The sequence below is a fragment of the Paenirhodobacter sp. CAU 1674 genome (assembly GCF_029222945.1).
Lineage (GTDB): Bacteria > Pseudomonadota > Alphaproteobacteria > Rhodobacterales > Rhodobacteraceae > Rhodobacter.
Genome location: NZ_JARHUH010000005.1, coordinates 1 through 17,788, shown reverse-complemented (window position 1 = coordinate 17,788; position 17,788 = coordinate 1). Strand labels below are relative to the sequence as shown.

Sequence of the window (17,788 nt, the reverse complement as noted above, 5' to 3'; positions counted from 1 at the left end):
GCCGGGAATGAGTCCTCAGCGCAGGATCGCGTCGCCAAAGCCTGCGGCCCGCGCGCGGGCCAGCGCAGCGGGCGCATCCGCACCGCGCAGCGGCCCGGCATAGACCACCACGAGCTTGCCCGCCCGCCCGGTCGAGACCGGCAGACCGAGCGCCCGCAACCGCGCCTTGGCGCCTTCGGCATTGGCGGGCACACCGAAGCTTCCGACCTGCACGAAACGCGCGCCTGCGGCCTGCGGAACAGAGGTCGGCGCGCTTGCCTTGATGTGCGGCAGGGATTTGCTCGACACCCGGGCCTGTGCCAGAACCTGCTGCCCCTGAGGCGCGGAGGTTTGCGCCGCGACCAGCCGCGCGGGCACCTGATTGGTCCAGATCTGGCCCTGCATCGCATCGCCCATCGCCCCCCGCGGACCGCGATAGGGGTTCAACCGCCCGTCCTCGAACGCGGGCCTGTAGGCCCCGGTCGGCGATTTCGTCGACACGGTCACCGGGGTCAGCGTGGTCGTCCCCGTGGCCGGATTGCGGACATAGACCTTTTGCGGGACCGCATAGGGGCTGGTGGCGGCATAGGCCTGCTGCGGCGTCATCCCGACCGGTGCCGGGGCAGCCATCGGCATCGCACGCGGCGCCACCGCAGGCACCGGCGCGCCAGCCACCCGCAGCCCGGGAAGCCCCGCACTGTTGATGAAACCCGCAGGGTCATCCGTCTGCGGACCACAGCGCACCACGCGGCGCCCATCCGACAACATGTAGCGTTGCGCCACCGGCGAAAGGTTCGGGCAGACGGTCACGCCCCCCGCCACCGTTTCGACCCGCACGATCATCACAGGGGCCGCAGCCACGGCAACCGGCGCCGGGCTGTGCACCACCGGCGCGGGCGCCCCGTCCAGCGCATAAGGCGAAACATAACGCCCCACAGGCGCCGTCGGCGCGGGCACAGCGGCCACCGGCGGCGCGGCCGGAACGGGCGGCATCGGCGCCACAGGACGGGCCGCCGCCAGACCGATCCGCGGCGGTGTCGTGGTCGAGGCGATCGTGGCCATCGGGCGCCCGACACCCGGCGTTGGCGCAAAGGGCGTGGTCACAGCCGGGCGCGGCGCGGCCACGGGGGCGGCCGCGACAGTGACGGGCTTGGCGGCGACAGGCTTGACCGCAGGTTTTGCGGGCGCGGCAGGGGCGCTCCGCGCCACGTCCAGCACTGGCGCCCCAGGCGCCAGCGTCGGTTTGTAGCCGCACAGTTGCTTGCGATCGCGGGTCACACGCGGCACCCAACGCACCGCATCGCCATAGCCCGCGCGCACAAACACGCAGCCCGCGCTGTCGACGTATTGGCGCCCCGTGAACGAGGCGGGCGGCACATCGGCAGGCCCGTTGATGCTCAACTCGGCCCAAGCCCCGGTCGCGCCCATCACAGCCATCAGCAATGCAGACGAAAGAACCCGACCCAACCGCATTATTGCCCCCTTGTCACCTATAGGCAAAAATGCAGCAATATTGTCGCTGAGTAAAGGAGAAACGGCCTATTTTGTGCCGAACATCCGGTCGCCCGCATCCCCTAGGCCGGGGACAATATATCCATGGTCATTGAGGCATTTGTCCACAGCCGCTGTCACGATCGGCACATCGGGATGGGCCTCGCGCATCCGCGCAACCCCTTCGGGCGCGGCCAGCAGACACAGGAACCGGATATTTTTGGCGCCCTTTTCCTTCAGCAGATCAATCGCCGCGGCCGAACTGTTGCCGGTGGCCAGCATCGGGTCGACCACAATCACCATCCGGTCTTCCAGCTCGCCCGGCACCTTGCAGTAATATTGCACGGGTTTCAGCGTTTCCGGGTCGCGATACAGGCCGATGAACCCCACACGCGCGGCCGGAACCAGTTCCAGAATACCATCAAGCAAACCGTTGCCCGCCCGCAGGATCGACACCAGCGCCAGTTTCTTGCCCTCCAGGATCGGGGCGTCCATCGGCTCCAGCGGGGTCTCGATCCGCTTGGTGGTCAGCTCCAGCCCGCGGGTGACCTCATAGGCCAGCAGCAGACTGATTTCGCGCAAAAGCTGCCGGAACGAGGCAGTCGAGGTATCCTTCTCGCGCATCAGGGTCAGCTTGTGCTGCACCAGCGGGTGGGTGACGACGGTCAGATGCTCTGTCATGGTATGTCCCTGTTCTTCGTGTCTTGTTCTGTCAGAAAACTGCGTCCGGGCCCCTGGGCCGGCACCCCCAGATGGGCCGCGACCGAGGCCCCCAGATCGGTGAAACCCACCTGCCCCACCGCGCGCACGCCCACACCCCAGCCCAGCACCGGTACCCGTTCTCGGGTGTGGTCGGTGCCGCTCCAGCTGGGATCGTTGCCATGGTCGGCGGTGAAGATCGCCAGGTCACCGGGCCGCAACCGGCCCAGGAAGCGCCCGACCCCGGCGTCGAACCATTCCAGCGCGCGGGCATAGCCCGCAATGTCGCGCCGGTGGCCGTAAAGGCTGTCGAATTCGACGAAATTGGCGAAGGTCAGGCTGCCTTCTTCGGCCTCGTCGGCCAGGCGCAGCAGATGCTCCATCAGATCCGCATCGCCCTTGCCCTTGTGCAGATGGCTGACGCCGCGATGGCTGAAGATGTCGCCGATCTTGCCGATGGCATGGGTCACCCGGCCCGCGCCCTGCACCCAGTCCAGCAAGGTGGGCGCCGGCGGTTCGATGGCGAAATCGCGCCGGTTCGGGGTGCGGGTAAAGGCGCCCGGGCGCCCGGTGAAGGGCCGCGCGATGACCCGGCCCACGCGCATGTCATGCAGGATCGGCGCCACGTCGCGGCACAGCTGCAACAGGCGGCCAAGGCCGAAGCTTTCCTCATGCGCGGCGATCTGGAACACGCTGTCGGCCGAGGTGTAGCAGATCGGCCAACCGGTGCGGATATGCTCGGCCCCCAGATCCGCGATGATCTGCGTGCCCGAGGCATGACAATTGCCCAGCGTGCCCGCGGTCCCCGCCGCCTGCGCCACCGCCGCCAGCAGATCGGGCGGAAAGCTGTTTTCCGTGTCGGTGAAATAATGCCAGTCCCACGGCACCGGCACGCCCGCCAGTTCCCAATGCCCCGAGGGCGTGTCCTTGCCGTTCGACACCTCGGTCGCCGCCCCCCAGAGCCCGCGGGGCACCGCCCCCAGCCCCGGCGCGCGCAGGCCCGAGGCCAGCTCGACCGCCGCCCCCAGCCCCAGCGCATCCAGATGCGGCAAGCGCAGCGGGCCCGCGCGCCCGATGTCGGCACGCCCCGCCGCGCAGGCCTCGGCGATATGGCCCACGGTATTTGCGCCCGTATCGGGGCGGCCCTCGTTGAAGAAGCGCGCGGCATCGGGCGCGCCGCCGATGCCCACGCTGTCCATCACGATCAGGAACGCCCGGCTCATTTCACATCCTCCGGCCCGATCCGTTCGTGGATCAGTGCGGGCTCGTCGGGCATCGCCTCGCTCAATGTATAGGCGGCCAGCACCGCCGCCACCGCCGCCTCTGCCTTGGCGTCGGAACTGGCATGGACCATCGCCAGCGGCTCGCCCGCGGCCATTTCCTCGCCGATCACCGCCAGACCGGACAACCCGACCGACGGGTTGATCCGGTCGCTGCCCACCAGCCGCCCGCCGCCCAGATGCACCACCGCATCGCCCAGAGCATGCGCATTGACGCTGGCGACATAGCCCGCGCGCGGGCTGGGCACCATGCGAAACACCGGGGCCGAGGGCAGCCGGTCGGGGAAGCGTTCGACGAAATCCACAGGCCCGCCCAGGGCCGCGACCATCCGCCCGAAACATTCCGCCGCGCGTCCGGTTTCCAGCGCGGTGTCGATCATCGCGGCCCCGGCATCCATGTCGTCCGCCTGGCCCGCCAGCAACAGCGCCTCGCCGCCCAGGGCCGCGGTCACATCCCACAAGGCCTCGTTCACAGATGCACCAGTCAGGGTCTCCATCACCTCCAGCACCTCAAGCGCATTGCCCGCCGAATGCCCCAGGCTCTGGCTCATGTCGGTGATCAGCGCGCTGGTGCGGCAGCCCGCGCCATTGGCGGTTTCCACCAGTGAGCGCGCCAGCGCACGCGCATCCGCCATATCCTTCATGAAGGCGCCGGAGCCGACCTTGACATCCAGAACCAGCGCATCCAGCCCCGCCGCCAGCTTCTTGGACAGGATCGAGGCGGTGATCAGGTCGATGCTTTCGACCGTGCCGGAAATGTCGCGGATACCGTAAAGCCGCTTGTCGGCAGGCGCGATCTCTTCCGTGGCGCCGACGATGGCGCAGCCGACCTCGGCCACCACGGCGCGCAGCTTCTCGATCCCCGGCAGGGCGCGATAGCCCGGGATCGACTCCATCTTGTCCAGCGTGCCGCCGGTATGGCCAAGGCCCCGCCCCGAAATCATCGGCACATAGACCCCGCAGGCCGCAAGCGCGGGCGCCAGCAACAGCGACACACTATCCCCGATGCCGCCGGTCGAATGCTTGTCGACCACGGGCCCCGGCAGATCCCACGCGATCACCGAGCCGGAATCGCGCATCGCCTGCGTCAGTGCCACGCGCCCGTCGGGGCCGATGCCCTTCAACAGCACCGCCATTGCAAAGGCCCCGGCCTGCGCATCCGACACCGAGGCATCGGCCAACCCGCGCGCGAACCATTGCGCGGCCTCGGGCGCCAGCCCCTTGCCGTCGCGCACCCCAGCGATGATCGTGCGGGCATCCATCAGCATTTGTCCATGTGGCTGGCGTCAAACCGCCCCGGCAACAGATCGCCGATCGTGGTGTCCAGCCGCGCGCCCTCGGTCGTGGCGAGTGTCACCGGAACCTCGGCGCGGCCGAATTCCGCCAACTTCTGCCGGCAGCCCCCGCAGGGCGGCACCGGCGTCGGGCTGTCGGCGATCACCGCAACCTCGATCAGCTCGGTCTCGCCCGCCGCAACCATCGCCGCAATCGCCCCGGCCTCGGCGCAGGTGCCTTCGGGATAGGCCACGTTTTCCACGTTCACACCCTGATAAATCTGCCCGGACTTGCCGCGCACCGCCGCGCCGACCTTGAATTTCGAATAGGGCGCATAAGCATTTTCGCGCACCGCGCGTGCAGCTTCCAGAAGCGACATGACCCCGGCCTCCTGCCTGATTTGTCCAACCGTTCAGTTTTCCCGATCCTGCGCCGGGCGCGCGCCCGATGCAAGCGCGGCCATGCGCCCACCGCAACCTGCTGTTGCGATCCGTGCGCGACCAGCCTATTCCAACCGCAAAACAATTAGTTTAAAGCTAAACCAGTTTCAGGGAGGATCTTATGGAAGAGCCACGGCACGACACCGCGCGCCACCCGGCGCTGGATTATCACGAATTCCCCAAGCCCGGAAAGCTGGAGATCCGCGCCACCAAGCCGCTGGCCAACGGGCGCGACCTGAGCCGTGCCTACAGCCCCGGCGTGGCCGAGGCCTGCCTGGAAATCAAGGCCAACCCGGCCGATGCCGCCCGCTACACCGCGCGCGGCAACCTGGTGGCGGTTGTGACCAACGGCACTGCGGTGCTGGGGCTGGGCAACATCGGCCCGCTGGCGTCAAAGCCGGTGATGGAAGGCAAGGCCGTCCTGTTCAAGAAATTCGCCAATATCGACTGTTTCGATCTGGAGCTGAACGAACCCGACCCGGTCAAACTGGCCGAGATCGTCTGCGCGATGGAGCCCAGCTTCGGCGCGATCAACCTTGAGGACATCAAGGCCCCCGACTGCTTCATCGTGGAAAAGATCTGCCGCGAACGGATGAACATTCCGGTCTTCCACGACGACCAGCACGGCACCGCAATCGTGGTGGGCGCGGCGGCCACCAACGCGCTGCGCATCGCCGGCAAGAGCTTCGAGGATATCAAGATCGTCTCGACCGGCGGCGGCGCTGCAGGGATCGCCTGCCTGAACATGCTGCTGAAACTGGGCGTGAAACGCGAGAATGTCTGGCTGTGCGACGTGCACGGCCTGGTCTATCAGGGCCGCGAGATCGACATGAACCCGCAGAAGGCCGCCTATGCGCAGGCATCTGACAAGCGCACGCTGGACGAGGTGATCGGCGGCGCGGATATGTTCCTGGGCCTGTCGGGCCCCGGGGTTCTGACACCGGACATGGTGGCAAAAATGACCCCGCGCCCGATCGTGTTCGCGTTGGCTAACCCGACGCCGGAAATCCTGCCCGACGCGGTGCGATCCGTCGCGCCGGATGCGATCATCGCCACCGGGCGCAGCGATTTCCCCAATCAGGTCAACAACGTGCTGTGCTTCCCCTTCATCTTCCGCGCAGCGCTGGATGTGGGGGCCACGACGATCAACGACGAAATGCAGATCGCCTGCATCGAGGGGATCGCGGCGCTTGCCCGCGCCACCACAAGCGCCGAGGCCGCCGCCGCCTATCGCGGCGAGAAGCTGACCTTCGGCCCCGAGTATCTGATCCCGAAACCGTTCGACCCGCGGCTGATCGGCACGGTCGCCAAGGCCGTGGCCAAGGCGGCGATGGCGACCGGCGTCGCCACCCGCCCGATCACCGATCTGGACGCCTACAAGCGCCAGCTCGACGGTTCGGTGTTCAAATCGGCGCTGCTGATGCGTCCGGTGTTCGAGGCCGCCGCCACCGCGACGCGCCGCATCGTCTTTGCCGAGGGCGAGAACGAACGCGTGCTGCGCGCCGCCAACGGCATGATCGAGGAAACCACCGACCGCCCGATCCTGATCGGCCGCCCCGAGGTGATCGAGATGCGCTGCGAACGGGCCGGCCTGCCGATCCGTCCGGGCAAGGACTTCGAGATCGTGAACCCCGAAAACGACCCGCGCTATCGCGATTACTGGGAAACCTATCACCGGCTGATGGCGCGGCGCGGCGTGACGCCGGATCTGGCGCGCGCGATCATGCGCACCAATACCACCGCCATCGGCGCGATCATGGTGCACCGCGACGAAGCCGACAGCCTGATCTGCGGCACCTTCGGGCAGTATCTGTGGCACCTGAACTACGTCCGTCAGGTGTTGGCGCGCGGCGGGCTGCATCCGGTCGGCGCGCTGTCGCTGATGATCCTGGAAGACGGGCCGCTGTTCATCGCCGACACCCATGTGCACCCCGAACCCACGCCCGAACAGATCATGGAAACCGTGATCGGCGCCGCGCGGCATGTGCGCCGCTTCGGGCTGGTGCCGAAGGTGGCGCTGTGCAGCCATTCGCAGTTCGGCAACCTCGATACCGACTCTGGGCGGCGGATGCGCACGGCGATGCAGCTGCTGGAACGCCGCGAAGTCGATTTCGCGTTCGAGGGCGAGATGCATGTCGATGCCGCGCTCGATCAGGCGACGCGTGAACGGCTGCTGCCCGATGCGCGGTTCGAGGGCACCGCGAATGTGCTGGTCTTTGCCAATAACGACGCGGCCTCGGGGGTGCGCAACATCCTCAAGATGAAGGCCGGCGGGCTTGAGGTCGGGCCGATCCTGATGGGCATGGGCAACAAGGCGCATGTCGTCACGCCCTCGATCACCGCGCGCGGACTGCTGAACATGTCCGCCATCGCGGGCACGCCGGTGGCGCATTACGGCTGAGCCCTGCCCCACGGCGCAGAGCGGATATGACGGGGCTGCGAGGGACACACCCCTTGCAACCCTGCAAATGGCAAAAAATTTGCAAACCCCGGCGCGAAGGTCCGCATACTGTATAATTGCGAGGGATTTGCAAAAGTTTGCGCATCTCCGACACGTCTTTCTGCAAATAGTTTGTGCCAAAATGTCTCTGTGGGCGGTAACAATCTTGCGGGAATCTTTCAGGCTTCCTAACAAGCGTTCAAGCTTGGAGGAGGCATGCTATGGCATACAAAGAGGTTTACGAGGCCTGGAAATCGGATCCGAACGGGTTCTGGATGCAGGCGGCCGAGGCGATCGACTGGAACAAACAGCCCTCGAAGGCGCTGTTCGACGATAACGCCCCCCTCTACGAATGGTTCTCGGACGGCATGGTCAACACCTGCTGGAACGCCGTCGACCGCCATGTCGAGGCCGGGCGCGGCGATCAGATCGCCATCATGCACGAAAGCCCGATCACCCATTCGACCAAGGGCATTACCTACAAGGAACTGCAGACCCGCGTGGCCAGTTTGGCCGGCGCGCTGCGGATGCGGGGCGTCGAAAAGGGTGACCGCGTCATCATCTACATGCCGATGATCCCCGAGGCGCTGGAGGCGATGCTGGCCTGCGCGCGTCTGGGCGCGGTACATTCGGTCGTGTTCGGCGGCTTTGCCGCGCACGAACTGGCCGTGCGGATCGACGACTGCACGCCCAAGGCGATCATCGCGGCGTCTTGCGGGTTGGAACCCAACCGTGTGGTGCATTACAAGCCGCTGCTGGACGCCGCCATCGAGCAGGCCAGCCACAAACCGGAATTCTGCGTCATCTTCCAGCGCGAACAAGAGGTCGCGAAACTGGTCGAGGGTCGCGATTTCAGCTGGCATGGCTTCCAGTATGGCGTGAAACCGGCTGAATGCGTGCCGGTCGAGGGCAACCACCCGGCCTATATCCTTTACACCTCGGGCACCACCGGGCAGCCGAAGGGCGTGGTGCGCCACACCGGCGGCCATCTGGTCGCGCTCAGCTGGACGATGAAGGCGATCTACAACATCGAGGCGGGCGATCGGTTCTGGGCCGCGTCCGACGTGGGTTGGGTCGTGGGCCACAGCTATATCTGCTATGGGCCGTTGATCGCCGGTGCCACGACCGTGGTGTTCGAGGGCAAGCCCGTGGGCACGCCGCACCCGGGCGTGTTCTGGCGCATCATCCAGAACCACCGCATCAAGTCGTTCTTCACCGCCCCCACCGCGCTGCGCGCGATCAAGCGCGAGGACCCGACGGGCGAATGGATCAAGCGCTACAAGCTGCACGATCTGCAGGCGCTGTTCCTGGCCGGCGAGCGTGCCGACCCCGACACCGTGAAATGGGCGCAGGAACATCTGGGCGTGCCGGTGGTCGACCACTGGTGGCAGACCGAAACGGGCTGGGCCATCGCTGCCAACCCGATCGGGATCGAGGAACTGCCGACCAAGATCGGCTCGCCCACGGTGCCGATGCCGGGCTATGACGTGCAGGTGCTGGACGAAGGCGGCCACCCGGTCGAGCCGGGCACGCTCGGCGCCATCGCGATCAAGCTGCCGCTGCCGCCCGGCACGCTGCCGACGCTGTGGAACGCCGAGGCGCGCTTCAAGAAAAGCTATCTGGAGCACTTCCCCGGCTATTATGAAACCGGCGATGCGGGCTACATGGATGAAGACGGCTATGTCTACATCATGGCGCGCACCGATGACGTGATCAACGTCGCCGGCCACCGCCTGTCGACCGGCGCGATGGAAGAGGTTCTGGCCAGCCATCCCGACGTGGCCGAATGCGCGGTGATCGGGATCGCCGACGATCTGAAAGGCCAGCAACCGCTGGGCTTCCTGTGCCTCAACAAGGGCTGCACCCGCCCCGAGGCCGAAATCGTCAAGGAATGCGTGAAACTGGTGCGCGACCAGATCGGCCCGGTCGCGGCGTTCAAGCTGGCCTGCGTCGTGGACCGCCTGCCCAAGACCCGCTCGGGCAAGATCCTGCGCGGCACGATGGTCGCCATCGCCGATGGCAAACCGTTCAAGATGCCCGCCACGATCGACGATCCCGCGATTCTTGACGAGATCACCGCGGCCCTGAAAACGCTGGGCTTCCCGGCCGCCTGACACCAGTGCCCCGGGGCGGAAACCGTTTTCGGCCTCCGCCCCGGCCAGTTCCCCAACGTTATTGTGCATTCGGGTAAAATGCGCGGCATTTGTCACGCACAGCTTGCAATGGAACCGCACAGCCGGGATGATCCGGCAAAGGTTTCATCATGAACAAAACTATACAGCCGTCAGATCCCCTTACGGGCGCCTCTGAAGATCAAGCGCTCCGCGCCCGTATTTCGCTTTTGGGCCATGATCTTCGCGCCGCCGTTTCCGATATTCTCGGCGGGCTGCGGCTGGTTGCGCCCGGCGCGCTGGACGATCATTCCCGCCTGCAGTTCGAACGCGTCCGCGCCGCGGGCGAGGTGATGGCCCGGCTGCTGGAAGAGGGGCTGCTGCTGGTTGCCGAGCAAACCGGCGCGGGCGAAGGCACTCCGGTGCCGGTGGCGCGACTGCTGTACGATCTGGAAATGCGCTGGACACCGCGGGCGCAGGAAAAGGCGCTGGATCTGCAGATCGCCCTGTCCCCCGATGTGCCGCCGGTTCTGGTGCTGGATCGGATCGCGCTGGAGCGGGTGCTGGCCAATATCATCTCGAATGCGATCAAATACACCGACGCTGGCGCGGTGCGGATTTCCGTCACACTCGACAGTTGCGACGAGATGCGCGTCACCGTGACCGATGACGGCCCGGGCTTCGCCCCCGAGGTGCTGGAGCGCCTGTTCCAGCCCGGCGCCCGCCACACCGGGGCCGACAAACCCGGTCAGGGGCTGGGCATGTTCATCGCCAAGGACATGACGGCCCGGCTGGGCGGCACCGTCGCCGTCGACAATCTTCCCGAGGGGGGCGCCCGTGTGACCTTGGCGCTGCCGGTGCGGCGGCCGGTTCCCAACGACCTGCCGCATGCCCAGCCTCTGCCCGATCTGAACGGGCAGCATGTGCTGGTCGCCGAAGACAGCGAAATCAATCAGGCGGTCATCGGTCATATGCTGACGGCGATGGGCGCAACCTTCGATCTGGCCGCCGATGGCCGCGAGGCGCTGACGCTGTTACAGCACCGCCCCTTCGATCTGGCGATCATCGACATTGAGATGCCGCGCATGTCCGGGCTGGAACTGGTGCGCCTGCTGCGCGCCGGCGCGGCCCCTCAGGCGGATCTGCCCATTGTCGCCTGCACCGCCTATGTGCTGCGCGCCAACCGCGAGGCAATCCATGCGGCGGGGGCCGATTCCATCGTGGCCAAGCCACTGGTCGGGATCGAGCCGCTGGGCAACGCGATCACCCGCGCCCGGGCCCGGACGGCTCAGGGAACGGACGCGGAGCTGACGCCCGCCCCCCGCGACGCAGTCGAAATGAATGAAGCGCTGTTCAATCGGCTGATGGAGGTTTCGGGGCGTGATGGCGCGCTGGAACTGCTGTCGCGACTGATCGCGGATCTGGCCCGGATCGAACGCGGTCTGGTCACCGCCCTGTCGAAACCCGACTTCGACACGATCTGCGCCGACACCCATGTGTTGATCGCAATCTCGGGCGCGCTTGGGGCCGAGCGGCTGCAAAAACAGGCCGAGGCCCTCAATCAGGCGGCGCATGGCCACAATCGCCATGACACCGAAATCCTAGGCCGGGCGGTGCTGGCACAAGTGGACCGGATGATCCATTTCGCCACCAATGAGGTGGCCAGCCGCAGGGATGGCCGCGCATGACCGGCCCGATCCCGCGTCCAGATCCAGGCCCGGCGCCCGACATCCTGCTGGTCGAGGACACGTCGAGCCTGCGGGCGATCTACGAGGCGCATCTGCGCGGCCTCGGGCAGACGGTGCTGTCGGCCGCGACCGCTGCCGAGGGGCTGGCGCTGTTTGGCGAATATGGCGCCTCGGTGGTGCTGCTGGATCTGATGCTGCCCGACCGCGACGGGATCGAGCTGCTGACCGACATGCTGGCGCTGCGCCCGGGCACGGCAATCGTGGCCATCACCGCCGATCGCTCGATCGACCGGGCGGTGGCGGCGATGCGGGCGGGGGCGCAGGATTTTCTGGTCAAGCCGGTGAACGAGGCGCGGCTGATGGCCGCGATCGAGAATGCCCGCCACTCGGCCCAGCGGGCCCTGCCGCCCGACGCCGCAGAAACCCGCCACCCGATGGGCGATTTCATCGGCGATTCCGAACCGATGCAGACGGTCTATACCCGCATCCGCTCGGCCGCGCGTTCGATGGCGCCGGTCTTCATCACCGGCGAAAGCGGCACCGGCAAGGAAATGTGCGCGCAGTCGATCCACGCGCTGTCACCGCGCGCCAGTGCGCCGTTCATCACGCTCGACTGCGGGGCGATCCCGTCCGACCGGCTGGAATCCGAGGTGTTCGGCCATTTGCGCGGCTCTTTCCCCGGGGCGGTTACCGACAAGCCGGGCGCCGCGCTGCTGGCGGATGGCGGCACGCTGTTTCTGGATGAAATCGGCGGGCTCGATCCCGGGCTGCAAACGAAATTGCTGCGCTTTCTGCAAACGGCGCAGATCCGTCCGCTGGGTGCCGCCGAACCGCGCAAGGTCAATGTCCGCATCATCAGCGCCTCGAGCCTGCCGCCCTTGCAGGCCGTGCGCGAAGGGCGGCTGCGCGAGGATCTGTATTACCGCCTGCATGTCGTGCCGATCCACATGCCGCCGTTGCGTGCCCGGCGCGAGGATATCCCCGCCCTCGCCCATGCCGCGCTGCGCCATTACGCCATACTCGAGGCGCGCAGCTTTCGCGCGATCAGCCCGCAGGCCGAAGCCGTGTTGCGCGCGCAGGACTGGCCGGGCAACGTGCGTCAGCTGATGAACGTGCTGCGTTCGGCCATCGTGATGCATGACGGAACCGAGCTGAGCGAAACCATGCTGCCGCCCGACCTGTCGCAGGTGGCCAGCGCCGAAATGCCCGCCGAACAGCCCGGCCCTGGCCTGCAGGCCCTGGCCGGGCGCACGCTGGCGGACATCGAGCGGATCGTGATCGAGGATTCGCTGGCGCGTCAGGGCGGCTCGGTGCCGCGGGCCGCGCGCGAACTGGGCGTTGCCCCCTCGACCCTTTATCGCAAGATCGAAGGCTGGAAAGACGCCTGAGCCCTCAGGCGAACTGCTCGCGCATCAGCCGTTCCTCCAGGCCGTGGCCGGGATCGAACAGGATACGATGCGTCACCGAAGGTTCGGACCGGATCTCGACCCAGAGCACCGGCTTGACCGAGCGACTGTCGGCATCGGCCATCACCGGGCGTTTCTCGTCCTCCAAAACGTCGAAGCGCACCACCGCACTGCGCGGCAGGATTGCGCCTTGCCAGCGCCGCGGCCGGAAACTGGCAATGCCCGTCAGCGCCAGCACATCCGAGCCGATCGGCAGGATCGGCCCGTGCGCCGAATAGTTGTAGGCGGTCGAACCCGCCGGCGTCGACAGGATCACCCCGTCGCACAGCAATTCGGGCATGCGGACCGTGCCATTGACGGAGATCCGCAGCTTGGCGGCCTGCGGACCGGCGCGCAGCAGCGCCACCTCGTTGATCGCCAGCGCCTCGTGCAGCCGCCCGTCGGCGGTTTTCGCCCGCATTGCCAGCGGGTTGATCAGCGCCTCTTCGGCGGCGGCCAGCCGCGCGGGCAGGTCGTCGGGCGAATAGTCGTTCATCAGGAAGCCGACGGTGCCGCGGTTCATGCCATAGACCGGCAAGCCGGTGCCTTCGTGCAGGCACTGCAACATGAAGCCGTCGCCCCCGAGCGCCACGATCACGTCGGCCGCATAGCGCGGAACCTGCCCGTAACGCGCGATCAGATCGGCCTGCGCCTCTTGTGCGATCTCGCTTCCAGAGGCCGCGAAATGGATATGGTTCGGTTTGTTCACGCCCGCACCCTTGGTTTCCCCAAAGGTGTGGCAAGCGCCGATAGGAAACACAAGCACCAATCGCCGCCCCATTGTGCCGCGCCAAATTGCCTTTTGGTCGTTTTGAGCGCTTCCGGCGTGCGAACTTCTGCGATAAACGGGCGGCGATGACCCATTGAGGAGACGCCCATGACCGCCCAACGCGACGAAGGCTTTTTCACCGAACGCCTTGCCACCCGTGACCCGGAACTCTTTGGCTCGATCCAGAACGAGCTTGGCCGCCAGCGCGACGAGATCGAGCTGATCGCCTCGGAGAACATCGTCTCTGCCGCCGTGATGGAGGCGCAGGGCTCGGTGATGACCAACAAATATGCCGAAGGCTACCCGGGCAAGCGCTATTACGGCGGCTGCCAGTTCGTGGACGTGGCCGAGAACCTGGCCATCGAGCGCGCGAAACAGCTGTTCGGCTGTGAATTTGCCAACGTGCAGCCGAACTCGGGCTCGCAGGCCAACCAGGGCGTGTTCCAGGCGCTGGTGAAACCGGGCGACACCATTCTGGGGATGAACCTTGCCTCGGGCGGTCACCTGACCCATGGCGCGGCGCCCAACCAGTCGGGCAAATGGTTCAACGCCATCCAGTATGGCGTTCGCAAGCAAGACAGCCGGATCGACTATGACGAGGTGCGCGCGCTGGCCCGCGAACATCAGCCCAAGCTGATCATCGCCGGCGGTTCGGCAATTCCGCGTCAGATCGACTTTGCCAAGTTCCGCGAGATCGCGGATGAGGTTGGCGCCTACCTGATGGTCGACATGGCCCATTTCGCCGGTCTGGTCGCGGGTGGCGCGCATCCCTCGCCCTTCCCCTATGCCGACGTGGCGACCACCACCACGCACAAGACCCTGCGCGGGCCGCGCGGCGGGATGATCCTGACCAACAACGAAGAGATCGCCAAGAAGGTGAACTCGGCCATCTTCCCGGGCATCCAGGGCGGGCCGCTGATGCATGTCATCGCCGCGAAAGCCGTGGCCTTCGGCGAGGCGCTGCGCCCCGAATTCAAGGTCTATGCCAAGCAGGTCATCGCGAACGCACAGGCGCTGGCGGACGAGCTGATGAAGGGCGGTCTGGACATCGTCACCGGCGGCACCGACACCCATGTCATGCTGGTCGACCTGCGCCCGAAAGGCGTGAAGGGCAACGCCACCGACAAGGCCCTGGGCCGCGCGCACATCACCTGCAACAAGAACGGCATCCCCTTCGACCCGGAAAAGCCGACCGTGACCTCGGGCATCCGTCTGGGCACGCCCGCCGGCACCACCCGCGGCTTCAAGGAAGAGGAATTCCGCCAGATCGCGCGGATGATCGTCAAGGTCGTCGACGGGCTTGCGGCCAATGGCGAGGATGACAACGACGCCGTCGAGGCCGAGGTCCGCGCCGAAGTCGCCGCCCTGTGCGCGCGCTTCCCGCTCTATCCGAATCTGTGATCTTCAACCGAGATCGGATTGAAAGGGCCCCCTCGCGGGGCCCTTTTGCTAAATTAGCCCGCGCCAGGCCAGCACCGCCGTTACCGCCCCGGCCGTCACCAGCAGCGCGAAAAGCGCCGATGCCGTGATGCTCAGCACCATGCCGCGCAACCGTGCGCCCGCGCCCAGCGGTTGCAGATAGTGCAGGCACAGATCATAGGCGTTGGAAATCTCTTCCATATCGACCTGACGGATCATTTTCGGCGATGCCGCCATCGCCTCGGCCCGGATCAGCACCTCTGCCGCCCGACGCACCCGGCGTGGCAATGCCCGCGACCGGCTTTGCAAGCGGGCCTGCAGCGTGTGCCCCCTGGCGCCCAACCGCTGCAACAGCAGTTGCGAAACACGTTCTGTCATCTGATGCACGGTGGTCGGGTTCATCCTGGGCACTCCTGTCGTCGCAACCTAGCGGGCGCCCGAACCTGGTGCAACCACGCCCAAAGCCACTGGAAAGCGGCGCGCACGCGCGCTATCTATGCGCCATGCTGAACACACAAATCTATGGCTCGCCGACCGAGCAACCGCCGCTTCTGATCGTGCACGGGCTGTTCGGCTCGGCGCGGAACTGGGGCGTGATCGCCCGCCGCCTGTCCACCGACCGCGAAGTGGTCGCCGTCGATCAGCGCAACCATGGCGACAGCCCCTGGACCGAGACCCACAGCTATGCCGACATGGCGGCCGATCTTGCCCGCGTGATCGAGGCGCATGGCGGGCGGGCCGATGTGCTGGGTCATTCGATGGGCGGCAAGGCGGCAATGGTGCTGGCGCTGACCCGCCCCGATCTGGTGCGCCGTCTGGTGGTGGCCGACATGGCGCCCGTCGCCTATGACCACGGCCATTCCCACGCCAGCTTCATCGGTGCGATGCAGCGCATGGATCTGTCCAACCTTACCCTGCGCTCCGAAGCCGACCGGCGGCTGGCGCGGGATATTGACTCGGAACAGGTGCGCGCCTTCCTGCTGCAATCGCTGGACCTCAAGGCCGACCCGCCGCGCTGGAAGCTCAACCTCGACGTGCTCGACGCGCATCTGGGCGATGTGCTGGACTGGCCCGCGCCGCCGGGCCGCTTTACCGGGCCTGCGCTGTTCGTCTATGGCATGCAGTCCGATTATGTGACGCCCGAATATCGCCCGGCGATCTTCCAGAAATTTCCGAACGCCGAATTCCACCCGATCGAGGGCGCAGGCCACTGGCTGCATGCCGAACGGCCGCGCGAATTCGAAGCGGCGGTGGCGGATTTCATCGCCTGAAAAAAGCCCCGGCACGATCCGGGGCTTTTTTGTCTGTCCGACCCTCAGACGCGCGGCGTGCGCATCCGATCCATGATGTTGGTTTTCAACACAAACTGCTGATACAGCGCGCCCACGACATGCAGGCCGACCAGGATCAGCAGCACGGTGGTCATCGCCTCGTGGACATCGCCCGCGGTTTCGACCCCGCCGAACCACGCGACCGAACCCGAGGCCGCCGTCAGCAACAGCACCAGATAGAGCCCCAGATGCGTGCCCGTGGCGATCATCTTCTGCACGGCGGATTCCGCCGCGGGCGCCGCCGGAACGCCATTTTTGACGCGCAGCCCGATGCGCCACACAACGGCAATCGCAATCGCCATCCCGCACAGCACATGGAGCGGCCCCAGCACGCCAGGATCGGCCACGCGACCCTCCAGCGTGGCATCGAAGGCCTCGGCGATGGTTTCATTGAACAGAAATTGCGGCACGATCAGCGCGACAACAAGCCAGTGCAGCGCGATATGCAGACGGGAATAACCTTGGGCAGTGGGCATGACGACCTCATGGAAGAGAAAAACCTCGTTCCCTCAGGTTGCACAGGCCATGAAAGGCCGCAATACGGCATTCCATGACCCCCGATCATCACAGCCATGACGGTAAGCCGCAGCCCGCCCGCCATGGCACACAGGCCCTGCCTTATCAGGCGTTTTCGTTGATCTGCTTGGCCACGATCCAGGCGACCGGAATCGCCACCAAGAAACCTGCCGCCGCCGAATAGATCATCGACATAGTGTCAAACTTGTTCATGGTCAGGGCCGCAGTGATGATGATCCCTGCAAGGGTCGGACCGGCGAGCGCATAAATAATGCCGAAAAGGCGGAACATGAGTGTCTCCATCTGGGACGCGTTTCATGTATTCATGAATCATTTTTCAGACAGGCGATCTTTGATCTGAGTCATCTGCGCAGCCCCGCGGGCGCGGCAGGCTGTCGCAGCCGTGACCCGCCCGTTCAGCATTTCAGACGAAAGCGCGCCTCGCCGGTATCGCCGGGCAGCGCGGGGGAGCGTTCGCGCCCCAGCGCAGGGCCGCGCACAATGCAGCCGGTGGTCAGTTCGACCGCCTGCACCATCAGTGCCGGAACCGGATCACGTTCGGCCCGCGTCAGATAGCCAAGGCGAACAACCTCGGCGTCATTTCCCTTGTGGAAGACCACGAAGCGATAACCGTCCAGCGTGACCTCGTGCCGTTCGGCGCCGAAAAACTGCGGCGCAGGCGAGGCCCCGCAGGAACTCAGCGCCAGAACACCCAGACAGACCCACAGACGCATCGCCCCCTCGCGTAAAACCCGAGGGCAGGATCGGCGAATAAGGTTAAGACCTGCATTCCCCAGGTGGCGTGTCGTTTGAGGTGAAGATCGCCTGTATCCGATCGCTAGACAAGGATTTTCTGCCGCAAGCGGCACCTGCGGTCGCGCAGACTGCTGGATCTGGACGGATCA

Annotated in this window: 16 protein-coding genes; 6 read left to right on the top strand and 10 right to left on the bottom strand. The window is 66.2% G+C overall.

Features of this window, described 5'->3' with window-relative positions; translation table 11 throughout:
- Positions 1-15: 15 nt before the first annotated feature.
- The 5 genes from P2G62_RS08270 to P2G62_RS08250 all read right to left on the bottom strand — a co-directional run bounded on the left by P2G62_RS08270 (position 16) and on the right by P2G62_RS08250 (position 5,103).
- Positions 16-1,452, bottom strand: a complete 1,437-nt coding sequence (locus tag P2G62_RS08270; RefSeq protein WP_275734413.1) for an SPOR domain-containing protein — start codon at positions 1,450-1,452, stop codon at positions 16-18.
- Between the two features lie 66 nt (positions 1,453-1,518).
- A complete protein-coding gene (gene upp, locus P2G62_RS08265; protein WP_275734412.1) occupies positions 1,519-2,151 on the bottom strand; it encodes a uracil phosphoribosyltransferase in 633 nt (210 codons plus the stop codon).
- Positions 2,148-3,392, bottom strand: a complete 1,245-nt coding sequence (locus P2G62_RS08260; protein WP_275734411.1) for a phosphopentomutase — start codon at positions 3,390-3,392, stop codon at positions 2,148-2,150. The genes upp and P2G62_RS08260 overlap by 4 nt, the downstream gene beginning before the upstream one ends.
- Complete coding sequence (locus P2G62_RS08255) at positions 3,389-4,711, bottom strand: thymidine phosphorylase (protein WP_275734668.1); 1,323 nt, start codon at positions 4,709-4,711, stop codon at positions 3,389-3,391. The genes P2G62_RS08260 and P2G62_RS08255 overlap by 4 nt, the downstream gene beginning before the upstream one ends.
- On the bottom strand, positions 4,711-5,103 hold the full coding sequence (locus P2G62_RS08250; RefSeq protein ID WP_275734410.1) for a cytidine deaminase: 393 nt from the start codon (positions 5,101-5,103) through the stop codon (positions 4,711-4,713). The genes P2G62_RS08255 and P2G62_RS08250 overlap by 1 nt, the downstream gene beginning before the upstream one ends.
- 182 nt (positions 5,104-5,285) lie before the next feature.
- On the opposite strand from P2G62_RS08250, the gene P2G62_RS08245 reads away from it, so the two are divergent.
- The 4 genes from P2G62_RS08245 to P2G62_RS08230 all read left to right on the top strand — a co-directional run bounded on the left by P2G62_RS08245 (position 5,286) and on the right by P2G62_RS08230 (position 12,791).
- On the top strand, positions 5,286-7,565 hold the full coding sequence (locus tag P2G62_RS08245) for an NADP-dependent malic enzyme (protein WP_275734409.1): 2,280 nt from the start codon (positions 5,286-5,288) through the stop codon (positions 7,563-7,565).
- Positions 7,566-7,825: 260 nt separating this feature from the next.
- A complete protein-coding gene (locus P2G62_RS08240) occupies positions 7,826-9,718 on the top strand; it encodes a propionyl-CoA synthetase (RefSeq protein WP_275734408.1) in 1,893 nt (630 codons plus the stop codon).
- A 227-nt stretch (positions 9,719-9,945) separates the two neighbouring features.
- Complete coding sequence (locus tag P2G62_RS08235) at positions 9,946-11,403, top strand: ATP-binding protein (RefSeq protein WP_275734407.1); 1,458 nt, start codon at positions 9,946-9,948, stop codon at positions 11,401-11,403.
- Entirely contained in the window at positions 11,400-12,791 is a 1,392-nt protein-coding gene (locus tag P2G62_RS08230; RefSeq protein ID WP_275734406.1) for a sigma-54 dependent transcriptional regulator, read from the top strand. The genes P2G62_RS08235 and P2G62_RS08230 overlap by 4 nt, the downstream gene beginning before the upstream one ends.
- 4 nt (positions 12,792-12,795) lie before the next feature.
- Here the strand turns inward: P2G62_RS08230 and P2G62_RS08225 are convergent, their stop codons facing one another.
- On the bottom strand, positions 12,796-13,557 hold the full coding sequence (locus P2G62_RS08225; RefSeq protein WP_275734405.1) for an NAD kinase: 762 nt from the start codon (positions 13,555-13,557) through the stop codon (positions 12,796-12,798).
- Positions 13,558-13,725: 168 nt separating this feature from the next.
- Here P2G62_RS08225 and glyA point away from each other — a divergent pair, with 168 nt between their 5' ends.
- On the top strand, positions 13,726-15,018 hold the full coding sequence (gene glyA, locus P2G62_RS08220; protein WP_275734404.1) for a serine hydroxymethyltransferase: 1,293 nt from the start codon (positions 13,726-13,728) through the stop codon (positions 15,016-15,018).
- Between the two features lie 48 nt (positions 15,019-15,066).
- Here the strand turns inward: glyA and P2G62_RS08215 are convergent, their stop codons facing one another.
- A complete protein-coding gene (locus P2G62_RS08215) occupies positions 15,067-15,438 on the bottom strand; it encodes a hypothetical protein (protein WP_275734403.1) in 372 nt (123 codons plus the stop codon).
- Between the two features lie 101 nt (positions 15,439-15,539).
- Here P2G62_RS08215 and P2G62_RS08210 point away from each other — a divergent pair, with 101 nt between their 5' ends.
- Entirely contained in the window at positions 15,540-16,307 is a 768-nt protein-coding gene (locus tag P2G62_RS08210; RefSeq protein WP_275734402.1) for an alpha/beta fold hydrolase, read from the top strand.
- Positions 16,308-16,351: 44 nt separating this feature from the next.
- Here the strand turns inward: P2G62_RS08210 and P2G62_RS08205 are convergent, their stop codons facing one another.
- From P2G62_RS08205 to P2G62_RS08195, 3 genes are all read right to left on the bottom strand, one after another.
- A complete protein-coding gene (locus P2G62_RS08205; RefSeq protein ID WP_275734401.1) occupies positions 16,352-16,843 on the bottom strand; it encodes a cytochrome b/b6 domain-containing protein in 492 nt (163 codons plus the stop codon).
- A 145-nt stretch (positions 16,844-16,988) separates the two neighbouring features.
- Positions 16,989-17,174 (bottom strand): CTP synthetase, encoded by a 186-nt coding sequence (locus P2G62_RS08200; RefSeq protein ID WP_275734400.1) that lies wholly within the window; start codon positions 17,172-17,174, stop codon positions 16,989-16,991.
- Between the two features lie 125 nt (positions 17,175-17,299).
- Positions 17,300-17,617, bottom strand: a complete 318-nt coding sequence (locus P2G62_RS08195; protein ID WP_275734399.1) for a hypothetical protein — start codon at positions 17,615-17,617, stop codon at positions 17,300-17,302.
- Positions 17,618-17,788 lie beyond the last annotated feature (171 nt).